A 22,955-nucleotide genomic window follows, 5' to 3' on the forward strand; every position below is an offset into this window, starting at 1 on the left:
CGCCCAGCCCCTCGTCAGGAACGCTCGGTGGCCTCGGCCGGCTCCTGATCGTCGGCGAACAGGGTGAGGAGGGCGCCGACCTGCCGGTCCGCTTCGGCGGGGTGCCGGAACCGCCCGGCGGGGTTGAGCGTGTACTCGTTGCGTCGGCCCACCCGGGTGCGGTTCAGGTAGCCGCCGGCCTCCAGGTCGGCGACGATCGCCTGCGCGGCCCGCTCGGTGACGCCCACCTCGTCGGCGAGGTCGCGGAGCCGGGCGGTGGGATTGCGGGCGATGGCGAGCAGCACGTGCCCGTGGTTGGTGAGGAAGGTCCAGTTGCGGGTGCTCCCGTTCTCCCCTGTCGTCGCCATGCCCGCCATCGTATGGCCCCTGCTTCGTGTTTTCCTGCGCGCCCTCGCGGCCGACGGACGCGTGGAGCCCCGGCCGCCGCGCCGGGGCCGCCGAACATATGAAATGCATATCACGCATCCCTTGACGTATCTTGCAGTGCGTGTGACGGTGGTGGCAGCCCGCGTCCAGCGTCGGCCCGGGTGACCAGGCCGTTCACGTGAGGTAGCGAGGTGTGGGATGAGTCGTCCCGGATCGCCAGGAAGCCAACCGGGCCCGGAGCGGACGCTCCCGGTGCCGGCCACGGGCGGGGCCCCGGCCGACGTCGGCACCGCGATCGCCGTCCCCGCGAGTCCCGGGCAGGCGCTCGCCGAGCTGCACGCCGGCAACCGGCGGTTCGTGACCGGCGCCCCGCGCCACCCCAACCAGGACGCCGGGCACCGCGCCGCGGTCGCCGACGGGCAGCACCCCTTCGCGGTTATCGTCGGTTGCTCCGACTCCCGGCTCGCCGCCGAGATCATCTTCGACCGCGGCCTCGGTGACCTCTTCGTGGTCCGCACCGCCGGGCACACCATCGGTCCCGAGGTGCTGGGCAGCGTGGAGTACGCCGTCACGGTCCTGGGCACGCCGCTGGTGGTGGTGCTCGGTCACGACTCCTGCGGGGCCGTCCAGGCGGCTCGTGCGGCGGACGCCACCGGCACCCCTCCGGTCGGGCACCTGTGCGCCGTGGTGGACGCCGTGGTGCCCAGCCTGCGCCGGGCCGCCGCCGAGGGCGTGCACGACATCGACGGCATCGTCGACATCCACATCGCGCACACCGTCGAGGCGATGCTGGGCCGCTCCGCCGTCCTCGCCGCGGAGGTGGCCGCCGGCCGCTGCGGGGTGGTCGGCATGTCGTACCGGCTGACCGCCGGCGAGGTGCGGACGGTGGCCGAGGTGCCCGCCCGCACGGCCGACGCGCCGGAGGCGGCGGCCAGCGCCGCGCTCGCCTGACTCCGTCCGCCCGGCAGGTCGTCGCGGCGGGCCCGCACGACGGCAGAGGGCCGCTCCCGCGTCCGGCGGGGCGGCCCTCTGTGTGTACGTGTGGTCCCGGCTAGAGCAGTGACACGTGGACGTGGTCGGTGTGGTTCGACGGACCGCTGTAGGAACTCCAGCCCGTCGCCGGGAACCAGATCTGTCTGTTCCAGATCACGTAGTAGATGCCGAGCCGGTCGGCGTTGCGGACCAGGAACGCGGTCAGGTTGTTGCCGTACATGTAGGTGTCGTCGTTGTGCCAGGGGGAGAAGCCGCTCTTCTGCAGCGACCAGTCGCAGGCCCGGCCCTTCGGGTGCTCGTACGGCCCGCCGGGGCGGTAACAGCCGACGAACCGGTTGAAGCCGGCCCGCTTGACCTCCTTGTACATGTGCAGGGTGCGCGCGGTGATGCGGCCGGAGGTGGTGGGGTCGTCCTCGGTGGGTGACAGCGGCGTCCAGTCGCCGTCGGCCGTCCGTCCCGGCGCGATCTTCGCCACCGGCGAGGTGGCGACCACCTTGCCACTGGTCAGCCCTCTGCCGCCGACCAGCGCGAGCGCCTTCTCCGCCTCCCGCTTGCCGCGCGCCATCTCGTTCGTCAGCTTCTGCTGTTCGCGGACCTCGGTGTCGAGCGCCAGCTTGGCCTGCTCGGCGCGGTCCTTGACCGCGTTCACCTCGGCGAGCTTCTTGGAGTTGACCAGGTTGAGCTCGTCGAGGGCGGCGGCGCGCTTGACGAACGAGTCGGGGCTGGCGGTGTCCAGCAGCATGGACACCGCGCCGATCCGCCCGGTGCGGTAGGACTGGGCGGCGATCTGGCTGACCTGGGGGGCCAGCGCGCTCAGTTCGGCCTGCGCCCGGGAGACCTCCAGGGCCAGTTCGAGCTGGCGCTTCTTCGACTTCGCCAGCTTCGCCTTGGCCTGCACGTAGGACCGGTTCCGGGCCTCGATGAGGTCGTCGAGCAGCTTGGGCTCGTCGTCCCCGTGCCCGGAGGGCTTGGGCGGGGTGGGCGCGGCCGCCGCCGGGAGAGGCCCGGCGAAGACCGCCAGAGCGGCGAGTACGGCCACCACGGGCGTCAACCAGCGGCGTAGGGGTGCCGTCACAGTTTTCCCTTCCGTCGACCGCCGACCGGGTTAGCTGACGGGTTCGGGGCGGAAGTGGCCCCTACCGCTGTCGCGGATTCACCCCACGTACCTGGGTCCCCGGTTCGCCTCGCGGCGATTGGGCGGCGGCACCGCAGGCGCCGCTGCGCGCCTTCGGCGGTGACCGGCAGCGAGGTTACCCGAGAACGCTCCCGGGGATCTACGTCCCTAAGCCGACTAGATGCGTTATTTCGTAATGGCGGACGGTGACCAGTGACGCGTTTATCAGGACGAACGTCCTGTTCGGTCACGCTGAGCAGCGTCACCATGCGGTGTCCGTACTTCTGCGCCCGTCGGGCCATCCGGCGGGAGTGGCGGACGGCGTGTCCCCACGCGGCCCGCTGAGGGCCTCCAGCGCCTCGGATCGGTCGGTCGCCGGCCGGGGTGTCGGCGCGGTCGCGGGCGCGGCGCGGTCGGTGGCGTCCCCGCCGCGTCGGCCGGCCGTGGTCACCAGGGCCGCGAGCGCGGTGGTCAGCGGCACGGCGGCGATCAGGCCCAGGGTGGCGACCGCGCTGCGGACGATCTCCTGGGCGAGGAACTCGCTGGTGAGAAGTTGGGTCACCGCCCGCGAGTCGGCGGTCAGCAGGAGCAGCACCGGCAGGGAGGCGCCCGCGTACGCCAGCACGATGGTGTTCACCGTCGAGGCGATGTGCGCCCGGCCGACCCGGGTCGCCGCCCGGTAGAGCTGCGTCCGGGACAGCCCGGGGTTGGCGTGCGCCAGCTCGGTGACCGTGGCGGCCTGGGTCACCGTGACGTCGTCCAGCACGCCGAGGGAGCCGATGATGATCCCGGCCAGCAGCAGCCCGTGCAGGTCGACGTCGGCCTGGTACATCGACAGCGTGGTGGCGTCCTCGGAGCCGAACCCGGTCAGGTGGGTCGCGGCGGTGGCGATCGTGCCGAGGACACCGGTCAGCACCAGGCTGCCCAGCGTGCCGAGCACGGCGACCGAGGTCTGCGCCGTCACGCCGTGGGTCAGGTAGAGCACCACGAACATGATCAGAGCGGCGCCGACGACCGCGACCAGCAGGGGCGGGTTCCCGGCGCTGATGCCCGGCAGCACGAAGGTCAGCAGGATGGCGAAGCTCGCCGCCAGGCCGCCCAGCGCGGCCAGCCCGCGCCACCGCCCGAAGGCGACGATGGCGGCCGCGAAGAGCGCCACCAGCCAGACCAGCGGCTTGCCGCGCTGGTGCTCGGCGATGTTGTAGGTGCTGGCCGTGGGGTCGGCGGGGTCGGTGAGCTCGACCAGGATGATCTCGTCGTCCACGGCGATGGTCGGCGCACCGGGCCCGGCCGGGATCGGCGTCTGGATCTGCTGGCCGGCGTCGGGGCCGTCCTGCACCCGTACGGTGACCGTGCCGCAGGGGCCCTGCGGCGCGTCGGGGCTCCCCTCCGGGGCCTCCGGGGCGGGCGGGCAGGGCTCCGTCACCACCCGTGTCACCGTGCCGTGGTAGCGGGGTGCGTCGGTGCCGGTCGCCGGGTCGGGCGCGTCCCACGGCCACAGCACCAGGGCCGCGATCAGCGTGGCGACGAAGAGGGGCACCACCGTCGCGACGAGGATCCGCCGCACCCTCGGCGGGGCGGACGGAGCGGGACGGGTGTGGTCGGCGCCCAACGTGTGTCTCCCTACGAATCCAGGGCGGGGTACGGGCCGGCGGGCCGGTCGGTTCAGCGTCGCCACGGGCTCGGGGGCGGGAACCGCCTCCACGTGGCGCTGTGGTCACGTGCCGTGGTCGTCGGCTCCCGTCCGCCGACGGGTGGTCGGCGCCGTCGCCCGGCGGAGGGCGCGGCGCGGGCGGTGCGGAGTCCGGAGGGCCACCGGCCGAATGGTAGCCACCCCGGCATCGGGGCGCAGGTCGTGCGGGTGGTGTCGCGGCGCGGACCTTCGCCACGCCCGCCCCGGCACGCCCACGCGCGGGACCTGCGCGCGCCGGTCGTGGGTGGTGCCCGTGCGGCACGGGCCGACGCGCTAGCGTGAGGGACGTGCGGACGACGGTGACGGCGGCGCGGGGCGCGCGGCTCCTGCTGCTCGTCGGCACGCTGCTCGGGCTGGCCGCGATGCACACGATCGGCCACGACTCGCACCAGACGGGTCATCCCGCGAACCCGTCGGCGCACGCCGCCGCCGCGCCCGGCCCGCACGCCGCCGTGCCCGGCCCGCACGCCGCCGTGCCCGGCCCGCACGCCGCCGCGCCCGGCCCGCACACCGCCGGGTTGGCCCTCCAGACCGTCGTGGGCTGTCCCGGGGGCTGCGTCTCCGAGGAACTCCTGTCCGCTGGCGGTCGCACGGGGGGAGGGCTGCCCGGGTGGGGCGTGTGCCTGGCGGTGCTGGGCGTGTTCACGGCCGCGCTGCTGCTGGCGGCGCTGCTGTCGGTCCGCCTACGCGCCGTCGGCCCGACCGGGGGCGGTCCGGTCCGGGCCTTCCCACCGCCCCGGGCCCCGCCGCCCCGGCCGGTCGGTCTGCGGCTCGCCACGGTCTCGGTGCTGCGCAGGTAGGACGCGTTCGACGCGGTGCGGTTGCACGCCGTTCCGCGTCCCCGTCATGCCGCGTACGTTCCGACACCGAAAGGCTCCACCATGACCACTCGTACCCTCGCGCGCCGTGCCGCCCTGGCCGGCGTCGCCGTCACCACCGCCCTCGCCCTCGCCGCCTGCGGCGGCGACGACCACTCGTCGCCGGGGGCGGGGCACGGCACCCCCGGCACCGGCGGGCCGGCCGCCACCGCCACCGGTGCGGCCGCGTTCGGCGATGCGGACGTGATGTTCGCCCAGATGATGATTCCGCACCACCAGCAGGCGGTGGAGATGGCCGAACTGGCGCCGACGCGGGCGGCGGATCCGGAGGTCAAGCGGCTCGCCACGGAGATCAAGGCCGCCCAGGGGCCCGAGATCGCCACGATGAGCGGCTGGCTGGCGGCCTGGGGGCGGCCGGTGCCGTCGCCGGGCGGCATGCCGCACATGGACCACGGCATGCCCGGCATGATGTCCGACGCCGACATGGCGAAGCTGGCGGCTGCCACCGGCCGGGAGTTCGACCGGCAGTTCCTGACCATGATGATCGCCCACCACGAGGGCGCGATCACCATGGCGCGCGACGAGCTGGCCCGGGGCGTGAACGCGGAGGCCAAGGCAATGGCCCAGCAGATCGTCAGCACCCAGCAGGCGGAGATCGACACGATGCGCAAGATCCTCGGCCGGTTCTGAGCCGCCCGCCCCGGCGTCCCGGATCCGGGGGCGCCGGGGCGCCGCCACCGGATCCGGCCCGGAGGGGCCCGGTGCGCGGACCCGGCCTGGAGGGCCCGGCGCGCGGATCCGGCCGTGAGGGCCCCGGCGCGCGGAACCGGTGCGCCGACGGGCGAAGGAGCCTGCCGGTGGTCAGCCGCGCTTCATGAGGCGGCCGACGGCGGCCATCATCTCGGTGGCCATCTCGTCGGCCCGGCCCTCGGCCGCGCCCTCGCGCATGCAGTGCCGGGCGTGCCCGTCGAGCAGGCCCAGCGCGACCTTGTCCAGGGCGGCCTGGATCGCGGAGATCTGGGTGAGCACGTCGATGCAGTAGCGATCCTCGTCGACCATCTTCTCGATGCCACGGACCTGCCCCTCGACGCGGCGCAGCCGCGCGAGCAGCTGATCCTTGGTGGCGGTGTAGCCCCTGGTCGGGGTGGGCGTCGGTGTGGTCATGGGGTCGAGGATACCGTACCCCTCGGGGGTATGGTACGTTCGCTTCCAGCCGGGATACCCCCACCGGGTACCGGTACATGACGCAGGCACCGGTCCGCCTCCGGTTTACCCCTGGGGGGTATAGGCTGGAGGCGTCGAGAGGAGAGTTCCATGATCACCACGACGTACCAGGTGCAGGGCATGACCTGTGGGCACTGCGCCACCGCGGTCAGCACCGAGGTCGGCGCGATCCCGGGCGTCAGCGACGTCCAGGTCGACGTCGCCGCCGGTCAGGTCACCGTCACCAGCGAAGGTCCGTTGGAAACCGACACCGTGCGCTCCGCCGTCGACGAGGCCGGCTACGACCTCGTCGGCGCCTGACGGCGGGCACGGGGGAGACGAGGCACATCATGAACACGGCGACGAAGCTGAGCGGTTTCGCCCTCGGCCTCGCGGTGGTGTTCGGCGCGACGTACGGGGTCGGCCGGGTGGCCGACCCCGTGGCGCCGCCCGCCGAAGCCCCGCACGACGCCACCGGGGGGCACGGGAACGACGGCGAGGACGGACACGGGGGCGACAACGGCGCGGCGGCGCACCTGCCCGGCGGCCTGCTCGTCTCCGACCGCGGCTACACCCTGCGCCCGGTGGACGCCCCGGCCGGGCAGTTCGCCTTCCAGGTCACCGGCCCGGACGGCCGGGCGGTGACCGCGTACGACGTGGCGCACGACAAGCGCATGCACCTGATCGTGGCCCGCCGCGACCTCTCCGGTTTCCGGCACGTGCACCCGGAGATGGCGCCGGACGGCACCTGGCGGGTCGACTCGCCGCTCGCCGGGCCAGGCGTCTGGCGGGCGTTCGCCGACTTCACCCCGACCGGGGGCGAGGCGCTGACGCTCGGCGTCGACGTGACCGTCCCCGGCGCGCTGACCGGGCGGCCCCTGCCCGCCCCGGCGACCAGCACCACGGTCGACGGCTACACCGTCACGCTCGCCGGCGCCCCGGAGCCCGGCCGCACCGCCGAGCTGACCCTGACCGTGAGCCGCGCCGGCGCGCCGGTCACCGACCTGGAGCCCTACCTGGGCGCGTACGGCCACCTGGTGGCGCTGCGCCAGGGCGACCTGGCGTACCTGCACGTGCACCCGCACGGCGAGCCGGGCGACGGGCGGACGCGGCCCGGCCCCGAGGTGAGCTTCTCGGCGGAGATGCCGTCGGCCGGGGCCTACCGCCTCTACCTGGACTTCAAGCACGGCGGCGTGGTGCGTACCGCCGAGTTCACCGTCGTCGCCGGCAGCCCGACCGCGCCGGGTGTCCCGGCGGCGACCAGCTCACCGACGGCGGGCACGCCCGCCGCCACGAGCTCCCCGACCGCCGGCGCCGACCATGGCGTCCCCGGTCACGGGCACGACTGACGGGAAGCATGATGACCACCAAGCCCTTGCTGACGGCGCCGAACCAGATCGAGCTGGCGATCGGCGGGATGACCTGCGCCTCCTGCGCGGCCCGGATCGAGAAGAAGCTGAACCGGATGGACGGGGTGACCGCCACCGTCAACTACGCCACGGAGAAGGCCACCGTCCGGTACGCCGACGAGGTCACCCCGGACGAGCTGATCGCCACCGTGGAGAAGACCGGCTACACGGCGGCCCTGCCGCCCCCGCCCACGCCCGCCGGTGGCGAACCGGCCGCCGAGCCGGTGGACGAGTTGCGCGGCCTGCGTACCCGGCTGTGGGTCTCGGCCGTGCTCACCGTGCCGGTGATCGTGCTGGCGATGGTGCCCGCCTGGCAGTTCGACTTCTGGCAGTGGCTGTCGCTCACCCTGGCCGCCCCGGTCGTGGCCTACGGCGGGCTGCCCTTCCACCGGGCGGCCTGGATCAACCTGCGGCACGGCGCGGCGACCATGGACACCCTGGTCTCGCTCGGCACCCTGGCGGCGTTCGGCTGGTCGGTCTGGGCGCTCTTCCTCGGCACCGCCGGGACCCCGGGGATGACCCACCCGTTCAGCCTCGCCATCAACCGCTCCGACGGCGCCGGCAACATCTACCTGGAGGCGGCGGCCGGGGTGACCGTGTTCATCCTCGCCGGCCGCTACTTCGAGGCGCGGGCGAAGCGGACCGCCGGCGCGGCGCTGCGGGCCCTGCTCGAACTCGGCGCCAAGGACGTCGCCGTGCTGCGCGGCGGCACGGAGACCCGGATCCCGGTGGACCAGCTCGTGGTGGGGGACCGGTTCGTGGTGCGGCCCGGTGAGAAGATCGCCACGGACGGCGTGGTCGACGAGGGCACCTCGGCGGTCGACGCCAGCATGCTCACCGGCGAGTCCGTCCCGGTCGAGGTCGGCCCGGGCGAGCCCGTGGTCGGCGCGACCGTCAACGCGGGCGGCCGGCTGGTGGTCACGGCCACCCGCATCGGCGGCGACACCCAACTGGCCCAGATGGCCCGGCTGGTCGAGCAGGCGCAGACCGGCAAGGCGGCGGTGCAGCGGCTGGCCGACCGGATCTCCGGCGTCTTCGTGCCGATCGTGATCGCCCTCGCGGTGGGCACCCTCGGCTGGTGGCTCGGCAACGGGTCGGGCGGGACCGCCGCGTTCACCGCCGCCGTGGCGGTGCTGATCATCGCCTGCCCGTGCGCCCTCGGGCTGGCCACGCCGACCGCCCTGCTGGTCGGCACCGGCCGGGGCGCGCAGCTCGGCGTCCTGATCAAGGGCCCGGAGGTGCTGGAGTCCACGAAGCAGGTCGACACGGTCGTGCTGGACAAGACCGGCACCGTCACCACCGGTCGGATGACGCTGGTGGACGTGGTCCCAGCGGCCGGCGAGGACCGCGCGGAGCTGCTGCGGCTCGCCGGGGCGCTGGAGTCCGCGTCCGAGCACCCGATCGCCCGGGCCGTCGCCGCGGGGGCGGCCGAGGTGGGCGTGCTGCCGCCGGTGACCGGTTTCGCCAACGCCGAGGGGCTCGGCGTGAGCGGGACGGTCGACGGCCGGGAGGTGCTCATCGGTCGGCCCCGAATGCTGCGCGAGCACGGGCTCGACGTACCGGAGGAGGTCGCGCGGGCGGCGGCCACGGCGGAGGCCCAGGGGCGGACGGCGGTGCTGGCCGGCTGGGACGGCCGGGCCCGCGGGGTCCTCGCGGTGGCCGACGTGGTCCGACCGACGAGCCGGGCGGCGATCGCACAGCTGCGCGCGCTCGGCCTGACGCCGGTGCTGCTGACTGGCGACAACACCACCGTCGCCCACGCCGTGGCAGCCGAGTTGGGCATCGACGAGGTGGTCGCCGAGGTGCTGCCGGCCGACAAGGTCGACGTCGTGCGGCAGCTCCAGGACGAGGGTCGGGTGGTGGCGATGGTGGGCGACGGGGTCAACGACGCCGCCGCGCTGGCCCAGGCCGACCTCGGCCTGGCGATGGGCACCGGCACGGACGTGGCGATCGAGGCGTCCGACCTGACCCTGGTCCGGGGTGACCTGATGGCCGCCGTGGACGCGATCCGGCTCGCCCGGCGCACCCTCGGCATCATCAAGGGCAACCTGTTCTGGGCCTTCGCCTACAACGTGGCGGCCCTGCCGCTGGCCGCCGCCGGCCTGCTGAACCCGATGATCGCCGGCGCCGCGATGGCCTTCTCCTCGGTCTTCGTGGTCGCCAACAGCCTCCGGCTGCGGGGCTTCCGCCCGGTCTCCTGACCCCTGCGCACCATGCCGCCGGCCCCGTCCGTCAGGGGCCGGCGGCACCGGTCGTGGCGGGCCCGGCGGCCTGCCGGCAGGGTCCCGTCCGCCGGCGGTGGGTGACCGGACGGTTGGACGGTGGCGGTGCGGGGTATTCGAGGGGCGTACCGGCACCGCCAATCCGGAGGTTGACATGGGTTTCGAAGACAAGATCAACAACACGACCGAGGATGCGGCCGGCAAGCTGAAGGAAGGCGCCGGCCGGGCCACCGACAACGAGCGGCTCGAGGCCGAGGGGCGTAACGACCAGGCCAGCGCCAAGCTCAAGCAGGCCGGCGAGAAGATCAAGGACGCCTTCAAGAGCTGACCCGCGTACGCGCCCTCCGCCGGACCGGTCTCCAACCGGGCCGGCGGAGGGCGTACTGGCGCGTCCGGCGGACGTTTCCCCCGGCAGGCGCCGCTCGTTGGCAGGTCGACGTCCCGCCGCCCGGCGCCGGCCGCACCCGTGCCGTCAGCCCCGGAAGGCCGAGACCCCGAACGGGAGGTCCCGTGTCCCGATCCGTCGTCTACGCGCGCCGCGCCGCCGCCACGGTGGCGCTCGGGGTGCTGGCCGTGGGATGCCAGGACACCGCGCGGGAGGAGACCGCCCCGCCCGGCGCGGCCCCGCCGAGCCCGACGGCCCCGGCGAGCGCCTCCCCGAGCCCCTCCCCGGTCGCCACGACCGCCGCCAACACCGTCGAGGTCTGCCGCCAGGTCGACAAGCTCATCCTCGCCGGCAGCCGGAGGATCGCCACCGACTCGGCGGCCTCGGTCACCCGCGACCTGACCGGTGAGCAGGTCGCCGACCAGCTCCGGCGCAACCTGGCGGGGCTGGCGGACGACGTACGTGCGCAGGCCCGCCGCGCCGCCGACCCGGAGATCCGCGCCCTGATCCAGGACACCGCCGACCGGATCGACGCCGGTTCCCGGGCGTCCCGGCCGGCCGCCTGGATGGACTCCACCTTCACCGCGATCCCACCGAAGCTGACCCGCGAGTGCCGCGCCTGAGGCCGACGGGCACGTCGCCCGGGAACCCGCATGGACACCTGACTCGGGACGCCGGCCGGCATGCACCCCCGTGCCGCACGCCGGCCGGCGTCCGTCAGTGCGGCTCCCGCAGCCGCCGGGACTCGTCGGTCCCCGTCAGCCGCGCGGCCCGCAACTCCAGGTAGCGCTGCTCCGGCAGGCTCGTCGTCCCCCGGGCCGCAGCCAGGTACGCCGCCCGCGCCCGCTCCGGTTCGCCGGCCAGCTCCAGCAGGTGGGCGCGGACGGCGGCGAGCCGATGGTGCCCGGCCGTGCGGTCGTCGTCGTCGAGCGGGGCGAGCAGGGCCAGGCCGGCGCGGGGACCGTCCACCATGGCCACCGCGACGGCCTGGTTCAGGGTGACCATCGGGCTCGGGGCGGTCCGGGCGAGCAGCCGGTAGAGCGCCAGGATCTGTCGCCAGTCGGTGCGCCCGGCGGACGGGGCCTCGGCGTGCACGGCGGCGATCGCCGCCTGGAGCTGGTACGGGCCGGGCGGTGACCAGGTCAACGCCTCGGTGACCAGCGCGGTCCCCTCGCCGATCGCCTCGTGGTCCCAGCGGTCGCGGTCCTGCTCGGCGAGCGGGACCAGCTCCCCGGCGGGCCCGGTGCGGGCGGCCCGGTGCGCGTCGGTGAGCAGCATCAACGCCAGCAGCCCGGTCACCTCGCCGTCGCCCGGAAGCAGCCGGTGCACCAGCCGGGCCAGCCGGATCGCCTCGGTGGTCAGGTCGGCCCGGTGCAGGTCCGGCCCGCTGGACGCGGTGTACCCCTCGTTGAAGATCAGGTAGAGCACCTGGAGCACGGCCCGTAGCCGCTCGTCCCGGTCCCCGGGGGCGGGCATCGTGAACCGCGCCCCGGCGGCCTCGATCCGCTGCTTGGCCCGGCGGATGCGCTGGCTCATCGTCGCCTCGGGCACGAGGTACGCCCGCGCGATCTGCGCGGTGGTGAGGCCGCCGACCGCCCGTAGCGTCAGCGCGACCTGAGCCGACCGGGCAAGCGCCGGATGGCAGCAGAGGAACAGCAGGGCCAGCGTGTCGTCCCCCGCCGGTGGCTGTTCGTCGACGGCCGGCGCGACCGTCGCGTACGCCGGCTCGCGGGCGGCCACTGCGGCCTCCCGGGTGCGCCGGGCGCGCTCGCTGCGCCACTCGTCGGTCAGCCGGCGCGTGGCGACGGTGAGCAACCACGCCCGCGGGTTGTCCGGCACGCCCTGTTGCGGCCACTGCACGGCGGCGGCGAGCAACGCCTCCTGCACGGCGTCCTCGGCGGCGTCGAACTGGCCGTGCCGGCGGACGAGCAGGCCGAGGACCTGCGGCGCCAGGTCGCGCAGCAGGTCCTCCAGGTGCCCTCCGCTCACATTTCCGTCCCGGCCTCGTCCATGATCGCCCGCACCTCCAGCACGCCGAAGCCCCGCCGCACGTCCGGCCAGCCGGCGGCGATCTCGGTGGCCCGCTCGGGGCTGTCGCAGTCGACCATCAGGTAGCCGGCGAACTGCTCCTTGCTCTCCATGTACGGTCCGTCGGTCACCTCCGGCCGGTCACCGGCCAGCCGGACCGTACGCGCCTGCGACGGGTCGGCCAGGGCCTGGCCGCCGAGGAACTCGCCCGACTCGGTCAGTTCCCGCATGAGCTCGTCGACCTCGCCGAAGAGCGCGCTGCGCTCCTGCTCCGACAGCCCGTCCACGAACCCCGGGCGGTTCCAGATCAGCAGCATGTACTTCATCGGGTGCTCCTCGTTTCCTCGGCCGAGCCCATGGTGGCGCGTTTCCGGTGAGGGGTCGGAGCCGACCCGCCGGTTCCGACAGCCGGCGGTACGGAATCTCAGCGCCGGCCGCGTACCTGGCGCTTCGGGGCGGGGCCGGCGCCGAGCGAGGCGCGGTCGGCGGCGGAGGTGCCCGACGACCAGCCCTCGGCGTCGCGCACCGTGAGCCGTCCCCGGACGACGCCGGGGAAGAGCGTGTCGAGGCGTTCGCGTACCGCCTCGGCGCGGGTGGCGAGCACCGGCAGCAGCCGTTCCGGCCCGGCCTGCGCCGTCGCCTCCCGGTCGGCCGCGTCCGTGGCGGCCCGCAGCCGCTCGCCGATCCGCAGCGCGAAGGCGTTGAGGAAGGACTCGTCGTAGTCCCGGGTCCGCCGGCCGGTGCTCCTGGCCCGCCGTTCGCCCCGGCCGCGCAGCATCGCGGTGGTGGCCTGCACCAGCAGCGAGGTGTAGAGCAGCTCGACCGCCTCCAGGTCGGCCGGCCAGCCCAGCACGGTGGTGAAGCCGAGGTCGTCGGACCAGACGGCCTCGCAGCGGTTCGCCGCCGCCACCTCCTGCGCCAGCAGCGCCTTCGCGCCCGCGTACGGGGGCTCGGTGCCGAGGCGCATCCCGCCGGGCCGGTCGGCGGGCTCGGCCGCGCCCGCCAGCAGCGCCTGGTCGATGCTGTGCCGGGCGATCAGCTCCTGGGCCTTGCCGGTCAGCGCCTCCGCCTCGGCCGGGTAGGTGGTCGACTCCGCCTTGGCCAGCAGCGCCCGCACCCGGTCGAGCATCCGGGAGCCGCTGCCCGACCCGCCGCGCGCGACGGCCGTCCCAGGCGAGCCGGGCGGCGGGCGCAGCACGGCGATCGGCGGGAGCCCCTCGATCAGGGCCAGCGCGTCGACCGCCGCCCGCAGCGCGGTGAACCGGTCGCACCCGGCGCGGGCGGACCAGGCGGTCAGGTGGCCCTCGTCAGCGTCCCACCACACCCCGGCACCCAGGTCGCGCAGCTGGTCGTCCCACCACGGCGGCACCGGGTCGGCCAGCTCGCGGCGCTGCGCGGCGAGCGCGTCGGTGACCAGCCCGGCCGCCCGGGGGTCGAGCCGGCGGGCGGCGAGCCGGCCGAGGTCCACCGGCTGCCAGCCGCGCTGGACCAGCCGCCCCACGCCCCGCGCCAGGCGGCGCAGGAGCGCGGCGTCCACCGCCGCCGCGCCGTCCGCGGCGCCCGTCCCGATCATCAGCCGGTCCAGCTGCCGCTCCGCGAGGCGTACGTCGGTGCCGCGTACCGCCGCGAGCGCGTCGTTGACCAGTTCCTCGGCGTCCGGCACGGCCGTGTCCTCCTGGGGTCTGCTTCTTCCGTGCCGGGAAACGATCGTCGCCCGCCCGCCGAAGGTACCGCCGGGCCCGCGCGCCGTCCGCCGGTCGTGACCCGTGCCACCGGAAGGCCCCGGCCCGGCCGTCCCGTCGGCGGGGAACTTCCGCATGGTTCGGCCGGTCCCGGGTAGTTCGGGGGTGACGGTCGATGCGGGGTGGTGGGATGGCGGGATCGCGGTTGCCGGGCGACGGCTCCGGCGCACCTGATCTTCGTCGGTCGGTCCTCGCCGCCGCGGTGATCGGGGTGGCGGTGATGGCCGCCGTCGACGAGATCGTCTTCCACCAGATCCTCGGCTGGCACCACTTCTACGACCGGTCCACCCTCTCCGTCGGGCTGCTCTCCGACGGGCTGCTGCACTCGGCCGAGCTGCTCGCCCTGGTCGGCGGCTTCTTCTGGTTCGCCGACCTGCACCGCCGGGGCGCCCTGGTGCCCCGGGCCGCCTGGGGCGGGTTCCTGCTCGGCGCGGGAGCGTTCCAGCTCTTCGACGGGATCGTCGACCACAAGGTGCTGCGGCTGCACCAGATCCGCTACGGGGTGCACCTGCTCCCGTACGACGTGGTGTGGAACGTGGCGGCGGTGGCGCTGCTGCTGCTCGGCGCGTGGGTGACCTGGCGGACGCGGTCCCGCTCCGGCCGCGACGCCCGGTGACGGCGCTCGCGCACACCGGTGCCGCTGCGGGGCCCGCCCCGCTGCCGCTCGCGGCGGTCGCGCTGCTCGCCGCCGGCTATCTGCTGGCCGTGTCCCGGGACCGGCGCGGCTGGCGTCGCCGGCGCACGGTCGCCTGGCTGGCCGGCTGCGCGGTGCTCGCGGTAGCCCTCGGCCCGCTGGCGGGCGGGCCCGGCGACCCGCGCGTGCACATGGCCCAGCACCTGCTGCTGGGCATGGTCGCGCCGCTCGCGCTGGCCCTCGGCGCGCCGGTGACCCTGCTGCTGCGGGTCCTGCCGCCGGCGGCCGGCCGCCGGGTGGGCCGGTTCCTGCGGGCCCGGCCAGTGCACGTGCTCGCCCATCCGGTGACGGCGGCGCTGCTCACCACCGGCGGGCTGGCGCTGGTGCTGCTCACGCCGCTCTACGCGGCGGCCGAGCGGAACCCCGTGCTGCACCACGCCCTGCACGTGCACTACGTCGCCGCCGGCTACCTGTTCGCCTGGTCGGTGGCCGGCCCGGACCCGGCGCCGCGCCGGCCGGGCCCGGCGGTGCGGGTCGGCGCTCTGCTCGCGGCGGGGGCCGGGCACGCCGTGCTGGCGAAGTACCTCTACGCGCACGCCGCCACCCTGCCGCCCGGGCTGCCCGAGCGGGACGTCGACGCGCTGCGCGCGGCAGCCCGGTTGATGTACTACGGCGGCGACGTCGCCGAACTGCTGCTCGCCACCGCCCTCTTCGCGGCCTGGTACCACCGGCGCCGGCCCCGCCGACCGGCATCCGCCGCCGGCGCGGGCCCGCCCGGCGGCGAGGCCGTCCCAATCAGCCGGTGTACGCCTTCCCGGCCGTCAGCCGGAGCGTGAACCCGGCGTCGTCGCGCTGCCAGGTGACGTGGTTGCAGGACTGGTAGGTGATCCAGAGGCCGAGCCCGCCGGGGGCGTCGTCGGACACGGGGAGCAGCCCGCAGAACGGGTCGCCCGGCCCGTCGCCGCCGTCGTTGACCGTCGCCACGATGCGGTCGTCGCCGGCCCACACGCGCAGTCGGACCGGCGGCCTGCCGTGGCGCAGCGCGTTGGTGACGATCTCGCTCACCGCGACGACCAGATCCTCCACGTCGTCGACCGGCACCTGGCCCTGGTCGACCTTGTGCACGGCGGCCCGCGCCTCGGCCGCCGTCGGGTCCGTCAGCTCCACGGCCGGCGGCTGGGCCTGGAGGGGGTCGGGCACGATCCGGCGGCTCCGCCGCAGGTATTCCGTCGGCGGCGTCCAGGTCGGGCTGGGCACGTGCCGCCCGTCGGGGGTGGCGAACCGGGGGTGCGTCCGGGCCACGTCCGCCAGCACCTCCGGCGGCGTGATCCGGTTGTCGTACGCGCACATGCTCCACAGCGGGAAGTCGTCGTACGCGTGGTTTATCGCCGACTCGTAGCGGGCCCACCAGTCCCAGGTCGCCCCGAACGAGACCGGGGGCACCTCACCGATGATCCGGATCTGCCCGGCGCCGGCGGCCACCTGCTCGGCGAGGAGCTGACGGTAGGAGCGGATGGCGGCGGCGGGCCGGGCGTAGACGTCGCCGCCGGGCAGGAACTCGACCCCGGCACCGGCCGGCAGTGCCGAGCGGACCAGCCCGCCGGTGCGCTCGCCCAGGGCCACGAAGGTCGGCTCGCCCGCCTCGACGCCACCGAGCAGGAACGGCACCGCCACGGCGAGCAGCTCGTCGTCGGAGTCGTAGCGCACGGCCTCGTGGTAGTAGCCGTGGTGCTGGGCGGCCGCACCCGTCCTCATGGTGTGACCTCCACCCGCACGCCGGGCAGGTCCAGCAGCTCCACCAGGCGGGCCGCAGCCGAGCGGGGGGTGCGCAGCACGGCGGTCGCGCCGCGGCGGTGCGCGTACTCGGCCAGGTGGGCCAGGGCGCGGTGGTCCACGAAACGCAGGTCGGCCGCCGACAGCACCAGCTCGCCGTCGGTGGGCCGCAGGTCGGCGCGGTCCAGGGCGGTGCGGAACAGGTCGTGGTTGGACATGTCCAGCTCGCCGGCGAGCGCGGCGTGCCCGTCGGCGGGCGCCACGGCGTACAACCGGAACAGCAGGTCCTCGACGTTGGTCCGCGGGTGCATGCAGGCCAGCTCGGTGACCGCCCGGTCGCCCAGCTTCAGCCGGTGGTAGGCGCACATGGCCTTGAACGGCCGGGTGCGCATGTAGCGGTCGATCTGGTGCTCGTAGCGGGTGAAGACGTCGAGCTGGGCCGGGGTGCGGACGAGTTCGGTGGCCTCCGCGACCACGCGCAGCCCGGTGTGGCCGGCGGCCAGTGCCTCGTCCGTGGCGGCCGCGTAGGCGGCGACCTGCGTCGTCGGGTCGACGACCTGGTCGGGCGAGTAGGTGGAGACCAGGGGGACCACCGCGGCGGCGCCCCGGCGCACCGCGTCGGTGAAGCTCGGCAGCGCGTGCAGCCGCTCGGCCACCAGATCCGAGGGACGCGGTGTCACGTACCAGAAGCGCTCGCCGGCCGCGAGGGCCGCGGCGAGGTGGCGCTCCGCCTGGTCGGCGAGGGACTCCAGGTCGTCGTACGACCAGCAGATGTGACTGCCCGGCGCGGCCCGCCGTTCGCTGCTGATCATGCTGGTCGCCTCACGCCGACCAGTGTAGGCCGCCCCGGAACGGACGCCGGGCCCGCGACCTGCCGGGACGCCGGGGACGGGGGCTTTCGACCGGTTCGTCGCCCGGCTTGGGCCTGCCGGCCGTTCCGCCCCGGGGTCTGCGCCGCCGCGCCGCGACCGGGTGGCCGCCGCCATCACCCGCCCGGTCGGGCAGACCGTGCCCGGTCAGGCGCTCCGCGCGCCACTGAGGCGCTCGGTGCGCGGAAAGGACGCCCAGATGTTCTTGGTGGTGCCCGTGGCGTACCAGCCGACGTCGAGGGAGAGGGCGCGGGCCAGCTCCAGGCCGCGTCCGCCGTCGCCGACGGGCCGGGCCTCGGCGAGCTGCGGCAGGGAGCCCAGGTCGTGGTCGGCGACGTCGAGGATGAGGTAGTCGTCGGTCGCGAGCAGCCGGACGATGGTCGGCGGGATCCCGTGGCGCAGGGCGTTCGTCGCCAGCTCCGTGGCGATCAGCGCGACGAGCTCGGGGACCTCCGCCAGGGCCTCGCCCTCACCGAGCACGTCGCCGGTCAGTTCCTCGTGCAGGGACGCCCGCAGGGCACGCAGGTCCACCGGCTCCTGCAACGTCCACCGCCGCAGCTCAACGGCCTGCGCCGGGGGTGTGGAACTGCTCAGCTGGCCCATGGTTCCGTTCTACCCGATCTCCGGCCGGCTCACTCCAGGGCTCATCGGTCGGCGCACCGGATCGTGGGTGCCCCGGGGCACACCCGGACGGCAGCGACGCACCCGCTCGGCGGCCATCCGTCCGCCCACCGCCAACCCGTGCCGCTCCACCGCCGTCAGCCCGTACGCCCCGCAGGTCGGCGTGAAGCGGCACCGTCCCGGCCAGTGCGGCGACAGCCACCGGCGGTAGCCCCGGATCGCCGCCACCCCCGCCCGGTCCAGCACCGGCGCCCGGGTCGCCGCCGCCGTCGCCGCGCCGAGCGTCAGCAGGGTGGAGAACAGTCCCAGGTCGCAGCAGTCGCAGCAGCCGTCGGGGTTCTTCGACTTCGACATGAGCCGTTGCTGCCGGCGGTTCTCGCGGGCCGTCTCCCGGAGGCGTCTGAACATCACGGTCCGATCATCGGCCAGCGCGACGACCGACGCGCCGTCGCCCCCGGAGCCGACCGGCCGGTGGGACCCGGACATCGATGTCGGCCCGGACGCGGTTTCGACCGGACGCGACCGGTACCGCCGGTGGCCGCATGCCCGGCGACGGTCGCGGGTAGTGCACAGGCAATGACCGAGAGGAGAACGCCGTGCCAAGCACCACGATGCCGATGCTCGAGACGTACCCGAAGTCGATCAACCTGGACCGGGCCAAGCTGGCCGCCGTCGTCGAGGCGCTCAACACCTGCGCCCAGGCGTGCACCGCCTGTGCCGACGCCTGCCTGAGCGAGGACATGGTCGCCGAGCTGACGAAGTGCGTACGGACGAACCTGGACTGCGCGGACATCTGCACGACGACCGCCCGGGTGCTGTCCCGGCACACCGGCTACGACGCCAACATCACCCGCACGCTGCTGGAGGCGTGCGCCACCGCCTGCAAGTCCTGCGGCGACGAGTGCGCCGGCCACGCGGGCATGCACGAGCACTGCCGGATCTGTGCCGAGGCCTGCCGCGCGTGCGAGCGGGCCTGCCGGGACCTGCTCGCCACCATGAGCTGACCGTCCCCGGACGACACGGCGCCGGCATCCCGCGTGGGTGCCGGCGCCGTGCCGTCCGCGGCGACGGTCAGCGCAACCGGACCGGGCCGGCGTCGATCCGGACGCGGAACAGGGCGTACGGCTTGCGCCGGAGGTCCTGCCCGCGCTGGTACTTCGCCTGGCGGTGCAACTGGTTGGCGGTCACGTACAGGTGCCCGTCGCTCGCCACGGACATGGTGTCGGGCCACAGCAGCCGGGGGTCGTGCGCCACGGTCTCGTACCCGCCGTCGGGGAGGCGGCGCAGCACCGCGTCGTGCTCGTACGACGTGAGGTAGAGCCGCCCGGCGTCGTCCGTCTCCAGGCCGTCGGAGGCGCCGCCCTTGTCGCCCTCGTCCACCACCGACGCGGCGACCCGGTCGTCGGCCGTCGAGCGGTCGGTGAGCGCGTCGACGGACACGCTGTACCAGCGGCGGGAGGCGAGCGGGCAGTAGTGGAGCCGGGTTCCGTCGGCGGAGATGGCGACGCCGTCCGCGCCCATCGTCACCGGCTTCGGCGGCCCGTCGGCGGGGCGCTCCAGGAACGGCCGGCCCTCGACCACGGGCCGGAACGTCTCCAGCGGCTCGGCCTTCGTGGACGGATGGTCGTGCAGCCGCCGCCAGGACGCGCCGCTGGCCAGGTCCACCACGATGATCCCGTTCGGGCCGGAGTCGGAGGAGTCGGTGACGTAGGCGGTGCCCGCCTCGCCGCGGCGCAGGTCGAAGCGCACGTCGTTGAGGTAGGTGCTGGGCAGGGCGACGTCGGTCGGGAAGGTGATCACCTGGGCGACGGCGTCGGTGTCCAGGTCGACGCGGACCAGTTTCGGGCCGCCGGGCGTGGTGGGGCGGAACATCGGGCTGCCGGTGTCGAGGACCCAGAGCCGGTCGGCGGGGTCGACGACGACGCTCTGCACCGACACGAACGCCTCCGCGTCGTCGTCGCCCGACGGGCTGTTCCACCGTTCGTCGGGGAAGGGCACCTCGCGACCGTCGCGCAGCTCGACCACCGTGGCGGGCACCTCGTCGCCCCACTTCGGGAAGTTGACGAAGATCCGGCCGGTGTGCGAGACGCTCACGCCGGTGGGCATCGGGCCGGTGAAGGCGTGGACGAGTTCCAGCTCACCGACCGGCTCGCGCACGTGCATGCGTCATCTCCCTCTCGCGCGGGGTCGACCGTCGGGCTTCCCGGCGCCCACCGCCGCAAACCCCCGTTTCCCCGCGCCGGGCCGATCCGCCGGCTGATACCCGGTGGGGGTATGTATGGTGGTCGTGAGGAGGCGCAGATGCCCCAGGAGACGCACCACCACGACGCCCACCCGCCCCGCGCGACGGGTACCGCCGACACGCACGCCGGCCAGCACGCTCCGGGCGCGGGCGGGCACGCCGGGCACGACAAGCACGCCGGGCACGACCCGGAGATGTTCCGCAGGAAGTTCTGGCTGAGCCTGGCGCTGACGGTGCCGATCGTGCTGACCAGCGACATGGTGATGGACTGGTTCGGCTACCGGCTGGAGTTCCCGGGCGTGACCTGGGTCGGCCCGGTCCTCGGCACCGTCGTCTTCCTCTACGGTGGCTGGCCGTTCCTGGTCGGGGCCGTGCGGGAGGTGCGCGACCGGGCGCCCGGCATGATGCTGCTCATCGCGATGGCCATCACGGTGGCGTACGTCGCCTCGGCGGCCACCGCGCTCGGCGTCTTCGACCTGGACTTCTGGTGGGAACTCGCCGCCCTGGTCACGATCATGCTGCTCGGGCACTGGCAGGAGATGAAGGCCATCGGGCAGGCACAGGGCGCGCTGTCCGCCCTGGCGGCGCTGCTGCCCGACGACGCCGAGCGGGTGGCGGCGGACGGCGGGGTCGAGCGGGTGTCCGTGGCGGACCTGCGGGTCGACGACCTGGTACTGGTCCGGCCCGGCGCGCGGGTGCCGGCCGACGGCCGGATCGTCGAGGGCGGCGCCGAGCTGGACGAGTCCATGGTGACCGGCGAGTCGCGGCCGGTCTCCCGGGGCGTCGGGGACCGGGTGGTCGCCGGCACGGTGGCCACCGACGCGGCGATCCGGGTACGCGTGGAGGCGGTCGGCGAGGACACCGCGCTGGCCGGCATCCAGCGCCTCGTGGCCCAGGCCCAGCAGTCCAGCGGTCGCGCGCAGGTGCTCGCCGACCGCTTCGCCGCCTGGCTGTTCTACGTCGCGACAGTGGTGGCCCTGGCGACCCTGGTGACCTGGGCGGTCCTCGGCGACCTCGGTGCGGCCGTGGTGCGTACCGTCACCGTGCTGGTGATCGCCTGCCCGCACGCGCTGGGTCTGGCCATCCCGCTGGTGATCGCGCTGTCGACCGCCGTGGCGGCCAGGGGCGGGATCCTGGTCAAGGACCGGCTGGCGCTGGAGCGGATGCGCACGGTCGACGCGGTGCTGTTCGACAAGACCGGCACCCTGACCCGGGGCGAGCACGTGGTGTCGGGGGTGGCGGTCACGCGGGGCGGCAGCGAGGACGAGGTGCTCGCCCTGGCGGCGGCGGTGGAGGCGGACAGCGAGCATCCGTTGGCCCGGGCCATCGTGACCGCCGGGGCCGGGCGCGGCGTGGCCCGGCGGGCGACGGGGTTCCGCTCGTTGACCGGGCGCGGCGTCCGCGCCGAGGTCGACGGCACGGCGTACGCCGTCGGGGGGCCCGCCCTGCTGCGCGAGCTGGGCGCGCGGACGCCTGACGACCTGGCCGACCGGCAGGCGGAGTGGTCGCGCCGGGGCGCGGCGGTGCTGCACCTGCTGCGCCTCGACGGCGACACGGCCACCGTCCTCGGCGCCCTGGCACTGGAGGACCAGGTCCGCCCCGAGGCCCGCGAGGCGATCGCCGAGCTGCGGGAGCAGGGCGTCGGCAAGATCGTGATGATCACCGGGGACGCCCGGCCGGTCGCCGAGGCGGTCGCCGCCGACCTCGGTTTCCGTCCCGGCGTCGACGAGGTCTTCGCCGAGGTGCTGCCCGCCGACAAGGACGACGCCGTGGCCGACCTGCAACGGCGCGGGCTGCGGGTGGCGATGGTCGGCGACGGGGTGAACGACGCCCCCGCCCTGGCCAGGGCCGACGTGGGCATCGCCATCGGCGCCGGCACCGACGTGGCGATCGAGTCCGCCGGGGTGGTGCTCGCCTCGTCCGACCCGCGGGGCGTCACCGGCGTGATCCGGCTGTCCCGGGCCTCGTACCGCAAGATGCTCCAGAACCTGGGCTGGGCGGCCGGCTACAACGTCGTCGCCCTCCCGCTGGCGGCTGGCGTGCTGGCGTGGGCCGGGGTGACGCTCAGCCCGGCGGTCGGCGCGGTCCTGATGTCCGCCTCGACGATCGTGGTGGCGCTCAACGCCCAACTGCTGCGCCGTGTACGCCTGCGCCCTCGGGAGGAGTGAGCGGCGGTCCTGCCGACCAATCCGATTGTCTTGACAAGAAAACTTGTCGGTGGGACGCTGTTCCCATGTTCGACATCGCAGTGATCGAGGACCCGGCGGCGGCTGAGGCGTCGCTGGACCCGATGCGGGCCCGGCTGCTGGCCGCGCTCGCCGAGCCGGCCTCGGCGACGATGCTCGCCGCCCGCGTCGGCCTGCCCCGGCAGAAGGTCAACTACCACCTCCGGGCGCTGGAGCAGCACGGCCTGGTCGAGCTGGTGGAGGAACGCCGCAAGGGCAACGTGACCGAGCGGGTCATGCGGGCCACCGCAGCGTCGTACGTGATCTCGCCCGCCGCCCTCGCCGCCGTCCGGCCCGACCCGGCGCAGTCGCCGGACCGGCTGTCGGCGCGGTGGCTGCTGGCGCTGGCCGCCCGCCTGGTGCAGGACGTCGGCGCGCTCGTCACCGGCGCGGAGCGGGCGAAGCGGCCGGTGGCGACGTTCGCCGTCGACGGCACTGTCCGGTTCGCCTCGGCGCGCGACCGGGCGGCCTTCGCCGAGGAACTGGCGGCCACCGTCACCGCCCTGGTCGGCAGGTACCACGACGAGAACGCCCCCGGCGGGCGCGAACACCGGGTGGTGGTCGCCCTGCACCCCAGCGCCGACCCCGACGACAGAACCGCGAACGAGGAGCACTGAC

The 22,955-nt window shown here is 75.0% G+C and carries 25 protein-coding genes and 1 riboswitch; of the genes, 13 read left to right on the top strand and 12 right to left on the bottom strand.

Annotation, left to right across the window (positions count from 1 at the left end; translation table 11 throughout):
* Positions 1-14 precede the first annotated feature (14 nt).
* Positions 15-356, bottom strand: a complete 342-nt coding sequence (locus tag AC0OO9_RS17450; RefSeq protein ID WP_484511152.1) for a helix-turn-helix transcriptional regulator — start codon at positions 354-356, stop codon at positions 15-17.
* Between the two features lie 208 nt (positions 357-564).
* Between AC0OO9_RS17450 and AC0OO9_RS17455 the strand changes: the two genes are divergently transcribed.
* A complete protein-coding gene (locus tag AC0OO9_RS17455; RefSeq protein WP_484511153.1) occupies positions 565-1,317 on the top strand; it encodes a carbonic anhydrase in 753 nt (250 codons plus the stop codon).
* Between the two features lie 100 nt (positions 1,318-1,417).
* On the opposite strand, the gene AC0OO9_RS17460 is transcribed toward AC0OO9_RS17455, so the two are convergent.
* Both AC0OO9_RS17460 and AC0OO9_RS17465 read right to left on the bottom strand, forming a co-directional pair.
* On the bottom strand, positions 1,418-2,434 hold the full coding sequence (locus AC0OO9_RS17460) for a coiled-coil domain-containing protein (RefSeq protein ID WP_484511154.1): 1,017 nt from the start codon (positions 2,432-2,434) through the stop codon (positions 1,418-1,420).
* Positions 2,435-2,437: 3 nt separating this feature from the next.
* Positions 2,438-2,569, bottom strand: a riboswitch (cyclic di-AMP (ydaO/yuaA leader).
* Positions 2,570-2,735: 166 nt separating this feature from the next.
* On the bottom strand, positions 2,736-4,085 hold the full coding sequence (locus AC0OO9_RS17465) for a YibE/F family protein (protein WP_484511155.1): 1,350 nt from the start codon (positions 4,083-4,085) through the stop codon (positions 2,736-2,738).
* Between the two features lie 368 nt (positions 4,086-4,453).
* Here AC0OO9_RS17465 and AC0OO9_RS17470 point away from each other — a divergent pair, with 368 nt between their 5' ends.
* Together AC0OO9_RS17470 and AC0OO9_RS17475 are read left to right on the top strand one after the other, a co-directional pair.
* A complete protein-coding gene (locus tag AC0OO9_RS17470; protein ID WP_484511156.1) occupies positions 4,454-4,966 on the top strand; it encodes a hypothetical protein in 513 nt (170 codons plus the stop codon).
* An 81-nt stretch (positions 4,967-5,047) separates the two neighbouring features.
* A complete protein-coding gene (locus tag AC0OO9_RS17475) occupies positions 5,048-5,674 on the top strand; it encodes a DUF305 domain-containing protein (protein WP_484511157.1) in 627 nt (208 codons plus the stop codon).
* A gap of 171 nt (positions 5,675-5,845) precedes the next feature.
* Here the strand turns inward: AC0OO9_RS17475 and AC0OO9_RS17480 are convergent, their stop codons facing one another.
* Positions 5,846-6,148 carry a metal-sensitive transcriptional regulator gene (locus AC0OO9_RS17480; protein WP_132231828.1) on the bottom strand — a complete coding sequence of 101 codons (303 nt, stop codon included), beginning with the start codon at positions 6,146-6,148 and terminating at the stop codon, positions 5,846-5,848.
* A gap of 150 nt (positions 6,149-6,298) precedes the next feature.
* Between AC0OO9_RS17480 and AC0OO9_RS17485 the strand changes: the two genes are divergently transcribed.
* From AC0OO9_RS17485 to AC0OO9_RS17505, 5 genes are all read left to right on the top strand, one after another.
* On the top strand, positions 6,299-6,508 hold the full coding sequence (locus AC0OO9_RS17485) for a heavy-metal-associated domain-containing protein (RefSeq protein ID WP_132231826.1): 210 nt from the start codon (positions 6,299-6,301) through the stop codon (positions 6,506-6,508).
* Between the two features lie 29 nt (positions 6,509-6,537).
* Positions 6,538-7,536 carry a hypothetical protein gene (locus tag AC0OO9_RS17490; RefSeq protein ID WP_484511158.1) on the top strand — a complete coding sequence of 333 codons (999 nt, stop codon included), beginning with the start codon at positions 6,538-6,540 and terminating at the stop codon, positions 7,534-7,536.
* Between the two features lie 8 nt (positions 7,537-7,544).
* Positions 7,545-9,797 (top strand): heavy metal translocating P-type ATPase, encoded by a 2,253-nt coding sequence (locus AC0OO9_RS17495; protein WP_484511159.1) that lies wholly within the window; start codon positions 7,545-7,547, stop codon positions 9,795-9,797.
* Positions 9,798-9,972: 175 nt separating this feature from the next.
* A complete protein-coding gene (locus tag AC0OO9_RS17500) occupies positions 9,973-10,146 on the top strand; it encodes a CsbD family protein (RefSeq protein WP_132231820.1) in 174 nt (57 codons plus the stop codon).
* A gap of 182 nt (positions 10,147-10,328) precedes the next feature.
* The gene (locus AC0OO9_RS17505; RefSeq protein ID WP_484511160.1) at positions 10,329-10,826 is read left to right on the top strand and encodes a hypothetical protein; all 498 of its coding nucleotides are present in this window, start codon (positions 10,329-10,331) and stop codon (positions 10,824-10,826) included.
* A gap of 94 nt (positions 10,827-10,920) precedes the next feature.
* Here the strand turns inward: AC0OO9_RS17505 and AC0OO9_RS17510 are convergent, their stop codons facing one another.
* The 3 genes from AC0OO9_RS17510 to AC0OO9_RS17520 all read right to left on the bottom strand — a co-directional run bounded on the left by AC0OO9_RS17510 (position 10,921) and on the right by AC0OO9_RS17520 (position 13,894).
* The gene (locus AC0OO9_RS17510) at positions 10,921-12,192 is read right to left on the bottom strand and encodes an RNA polymerase sigma factor (RefSeq protein ID WP_484511161.1); all 1,272 of its coding nucleotides are present in this window, start codon (positions 12,190-12,192) and stop codon (positions 10,921-10,923) included.
* Positions 12,189-12,557 (bottom strand): YciI family protein, encoded by a 369-nt coding sequence (locus tag AC0OO9_RS17515; RefSeq protein ID WP_484511162.1) that lies wholly within the window; start codon positions 12,555-12,557, stop codon positions 12,189-12,191. The genes AC0OO9_RS17510 and AC0OO9_RS17515 overlap by 4 nt, the downstream gene beginning before the upstream one ends.
* 98 nt (positions 12,558-12,655) lie before the next feature.
* Positions 12,656-13,894: a DUF2786 domain-containing protein gene (locus AC0OO9_RS17520; RefSeq protein ID WP_484511163.1), complete on the bottom strand. Its 1,239-nt coding sequence runs from the start codon at positions 13,892-13,894 to the stop codon at positions 12,656-12,658.
* Between the two features lie 209 nt (positions 13,895-14,103).
* On the opposite strand from AC0OO9_RS17520, the gene AC0OO9_RS17525 reads away from it, so the two are divergent.
* Positions 14,104-14,589 carry a DUF2243 domain-containing protein gene (locus AC0OO9_RS17525; protein ID WP_484511164.1) on the top strand — a complete coding sequence of 162 codons (486 nt, stop codon included), beginning with the start codon at positions 14,104-14,106 and terminating at the stop codon, positions 14,587-14,589.
* Positions 14,541-15,443: a cytochrome c oxidase assembly protein gene (locus AC0OO9_RS17530; RefSeq protein WP_484511165.1), complete on the top strand. Its 903-nt coding sequence runs from the start codon at positions 14,541-14,543 to the stop codon at positions 15,441-15,443. The genes AC0OO9_RS17525 and AC0OO9_RS17530 overlap by 49 nt, the downstream gene beginning before the upstream one ends.
* Here AC0OO9_RS17530 and AC0OO9_RS17535 read toward each other — a convergent pair.
* The 4 genes from AC0OO9_RS17535 to yidD form a co-directional block, all read right to left on the bottom strand.
* Entirely contained in the window at positions 15,403-16,362 is a 960-nt protein-coding gene (locus AC0OO9_RS17535; RefSeq protein WP_484511166.1) for an anti-sigma factor RsbA family regulatory protein, read from the bottom strand. The two genes, AC0OO9_RS17530 and AC0OO9_RS17535, sit on opposite strands and share 41 nt — an antisense overlap.
* Positions 16,359-17,192, bottom strand: coding sequence for an MEDS domain-containing protein (locus AC0OO9_RS17540; protein WP_484511167.1), 834 nt, complete (start codon positions 17,190-17,192; stop codon positions 16,359-16,361). The genes AC0OO9_RS17535 and AC0OO9_RS17540 overlap by 4 nt, the downstream gene beginning before the upstream one ends.
* Positions 17,193-17,396: 204 nt before the next feature.
* The gene (locus AC0OO9_RS17545; RefSeq protein WP_484511168.1) at positions 17,397-17,852 is read right to left on the bottom strand and encodes an ATP-binding protein; all 456 of its coding nucleotides are present in this window, start codon (positions 17,850-17,852) and stop codon (positions 17,397-17,399) included.
* A 9-nt stretch (positions 17,853-17,861) separates the two neighbouring features.
* Entirely contained in the window at positions 17,862-18,278 is a 417-nt protein-coding gene (yidD, locus tag AC0OO9_RS17550) for a membrane protein insertion efficiency factor YidD (protein WP_225852250.1), read from the bottom strand.
* Positions 18,279-18,466: 188 nt separating this feature from the next.
* Here yidD and AC0OO9_RS17555 point away from each other — a divergent pair, with 188 nt between their 5' ends.
* The gene (locus tag AC0OO9_RS17555) at positions 18,467-18,874 is read left to right on the top strand and encodes a four-helix bundle copper-binding protein (RefSeq protein WP_225852248.1); all 408 of its coding nucleotides are present in this window, start codon (positions 18,467-18,469) and stop codon (positions 18,872-18,874) included.
* A 67-nt stretch (positions 18,875-18,941) separates the two neighbouring features.
* Here AC0OO9_RS17555 and AC0OO9_RS17560 read toward each other — a convergent pair whose 3' ends face one another.
* A complete protein-coding gene (locus AC0OO9_RS17560; protein WP_484511169.1) occupies positions 18,942-20,033 on the bottom strand; it encodes an L-dopachrome tautomerase-related protein in 1,092 nt (363 codons plus the stop codon).
* Between the two features lie 138 nt (positions 20,034-20,171).
* Here AC0OO9_RS17560 and AC0OO9_RS17565 point away from each other — a divergent pair, with 138 nt between their 5' ends.
* Together AC0OO9_RS17565 and AC0OO9_RS17570 are read left to right on the top strand one after the other, a co-directional pair.
* On the top strand, positions 20,172-22,280 hold the full coding sequence (locus AC0OO9_RS17565) for a heavy metal translocating P-type ATPase (RefSeq protein WP_484511170.1): 2,109 nt from the start codon (positions 20,172-20,174) through the stop codon (positions 22,278-22,280).
* Between the two features lie 65 nt (positions 22,281-22,345).
* Positions 22,346-22,954 carry an ArsR/SmtB family transcription factor gene (locus tag AC0OO9_RS17570; protein WP_484511171.1) on the top strand — a complete coding sequence of 203 codons (609 nt, stop codon included), beginning with the start codon at positions 22,346-22,348 and terminating at the stop codon, positions 22,952-22,954.
* Position 22,955: the final 1 nt, after the last annotated feature.

It is taken from the genome of Micromonospora sp. USAFONa4 (assembly GCF_057197825.1).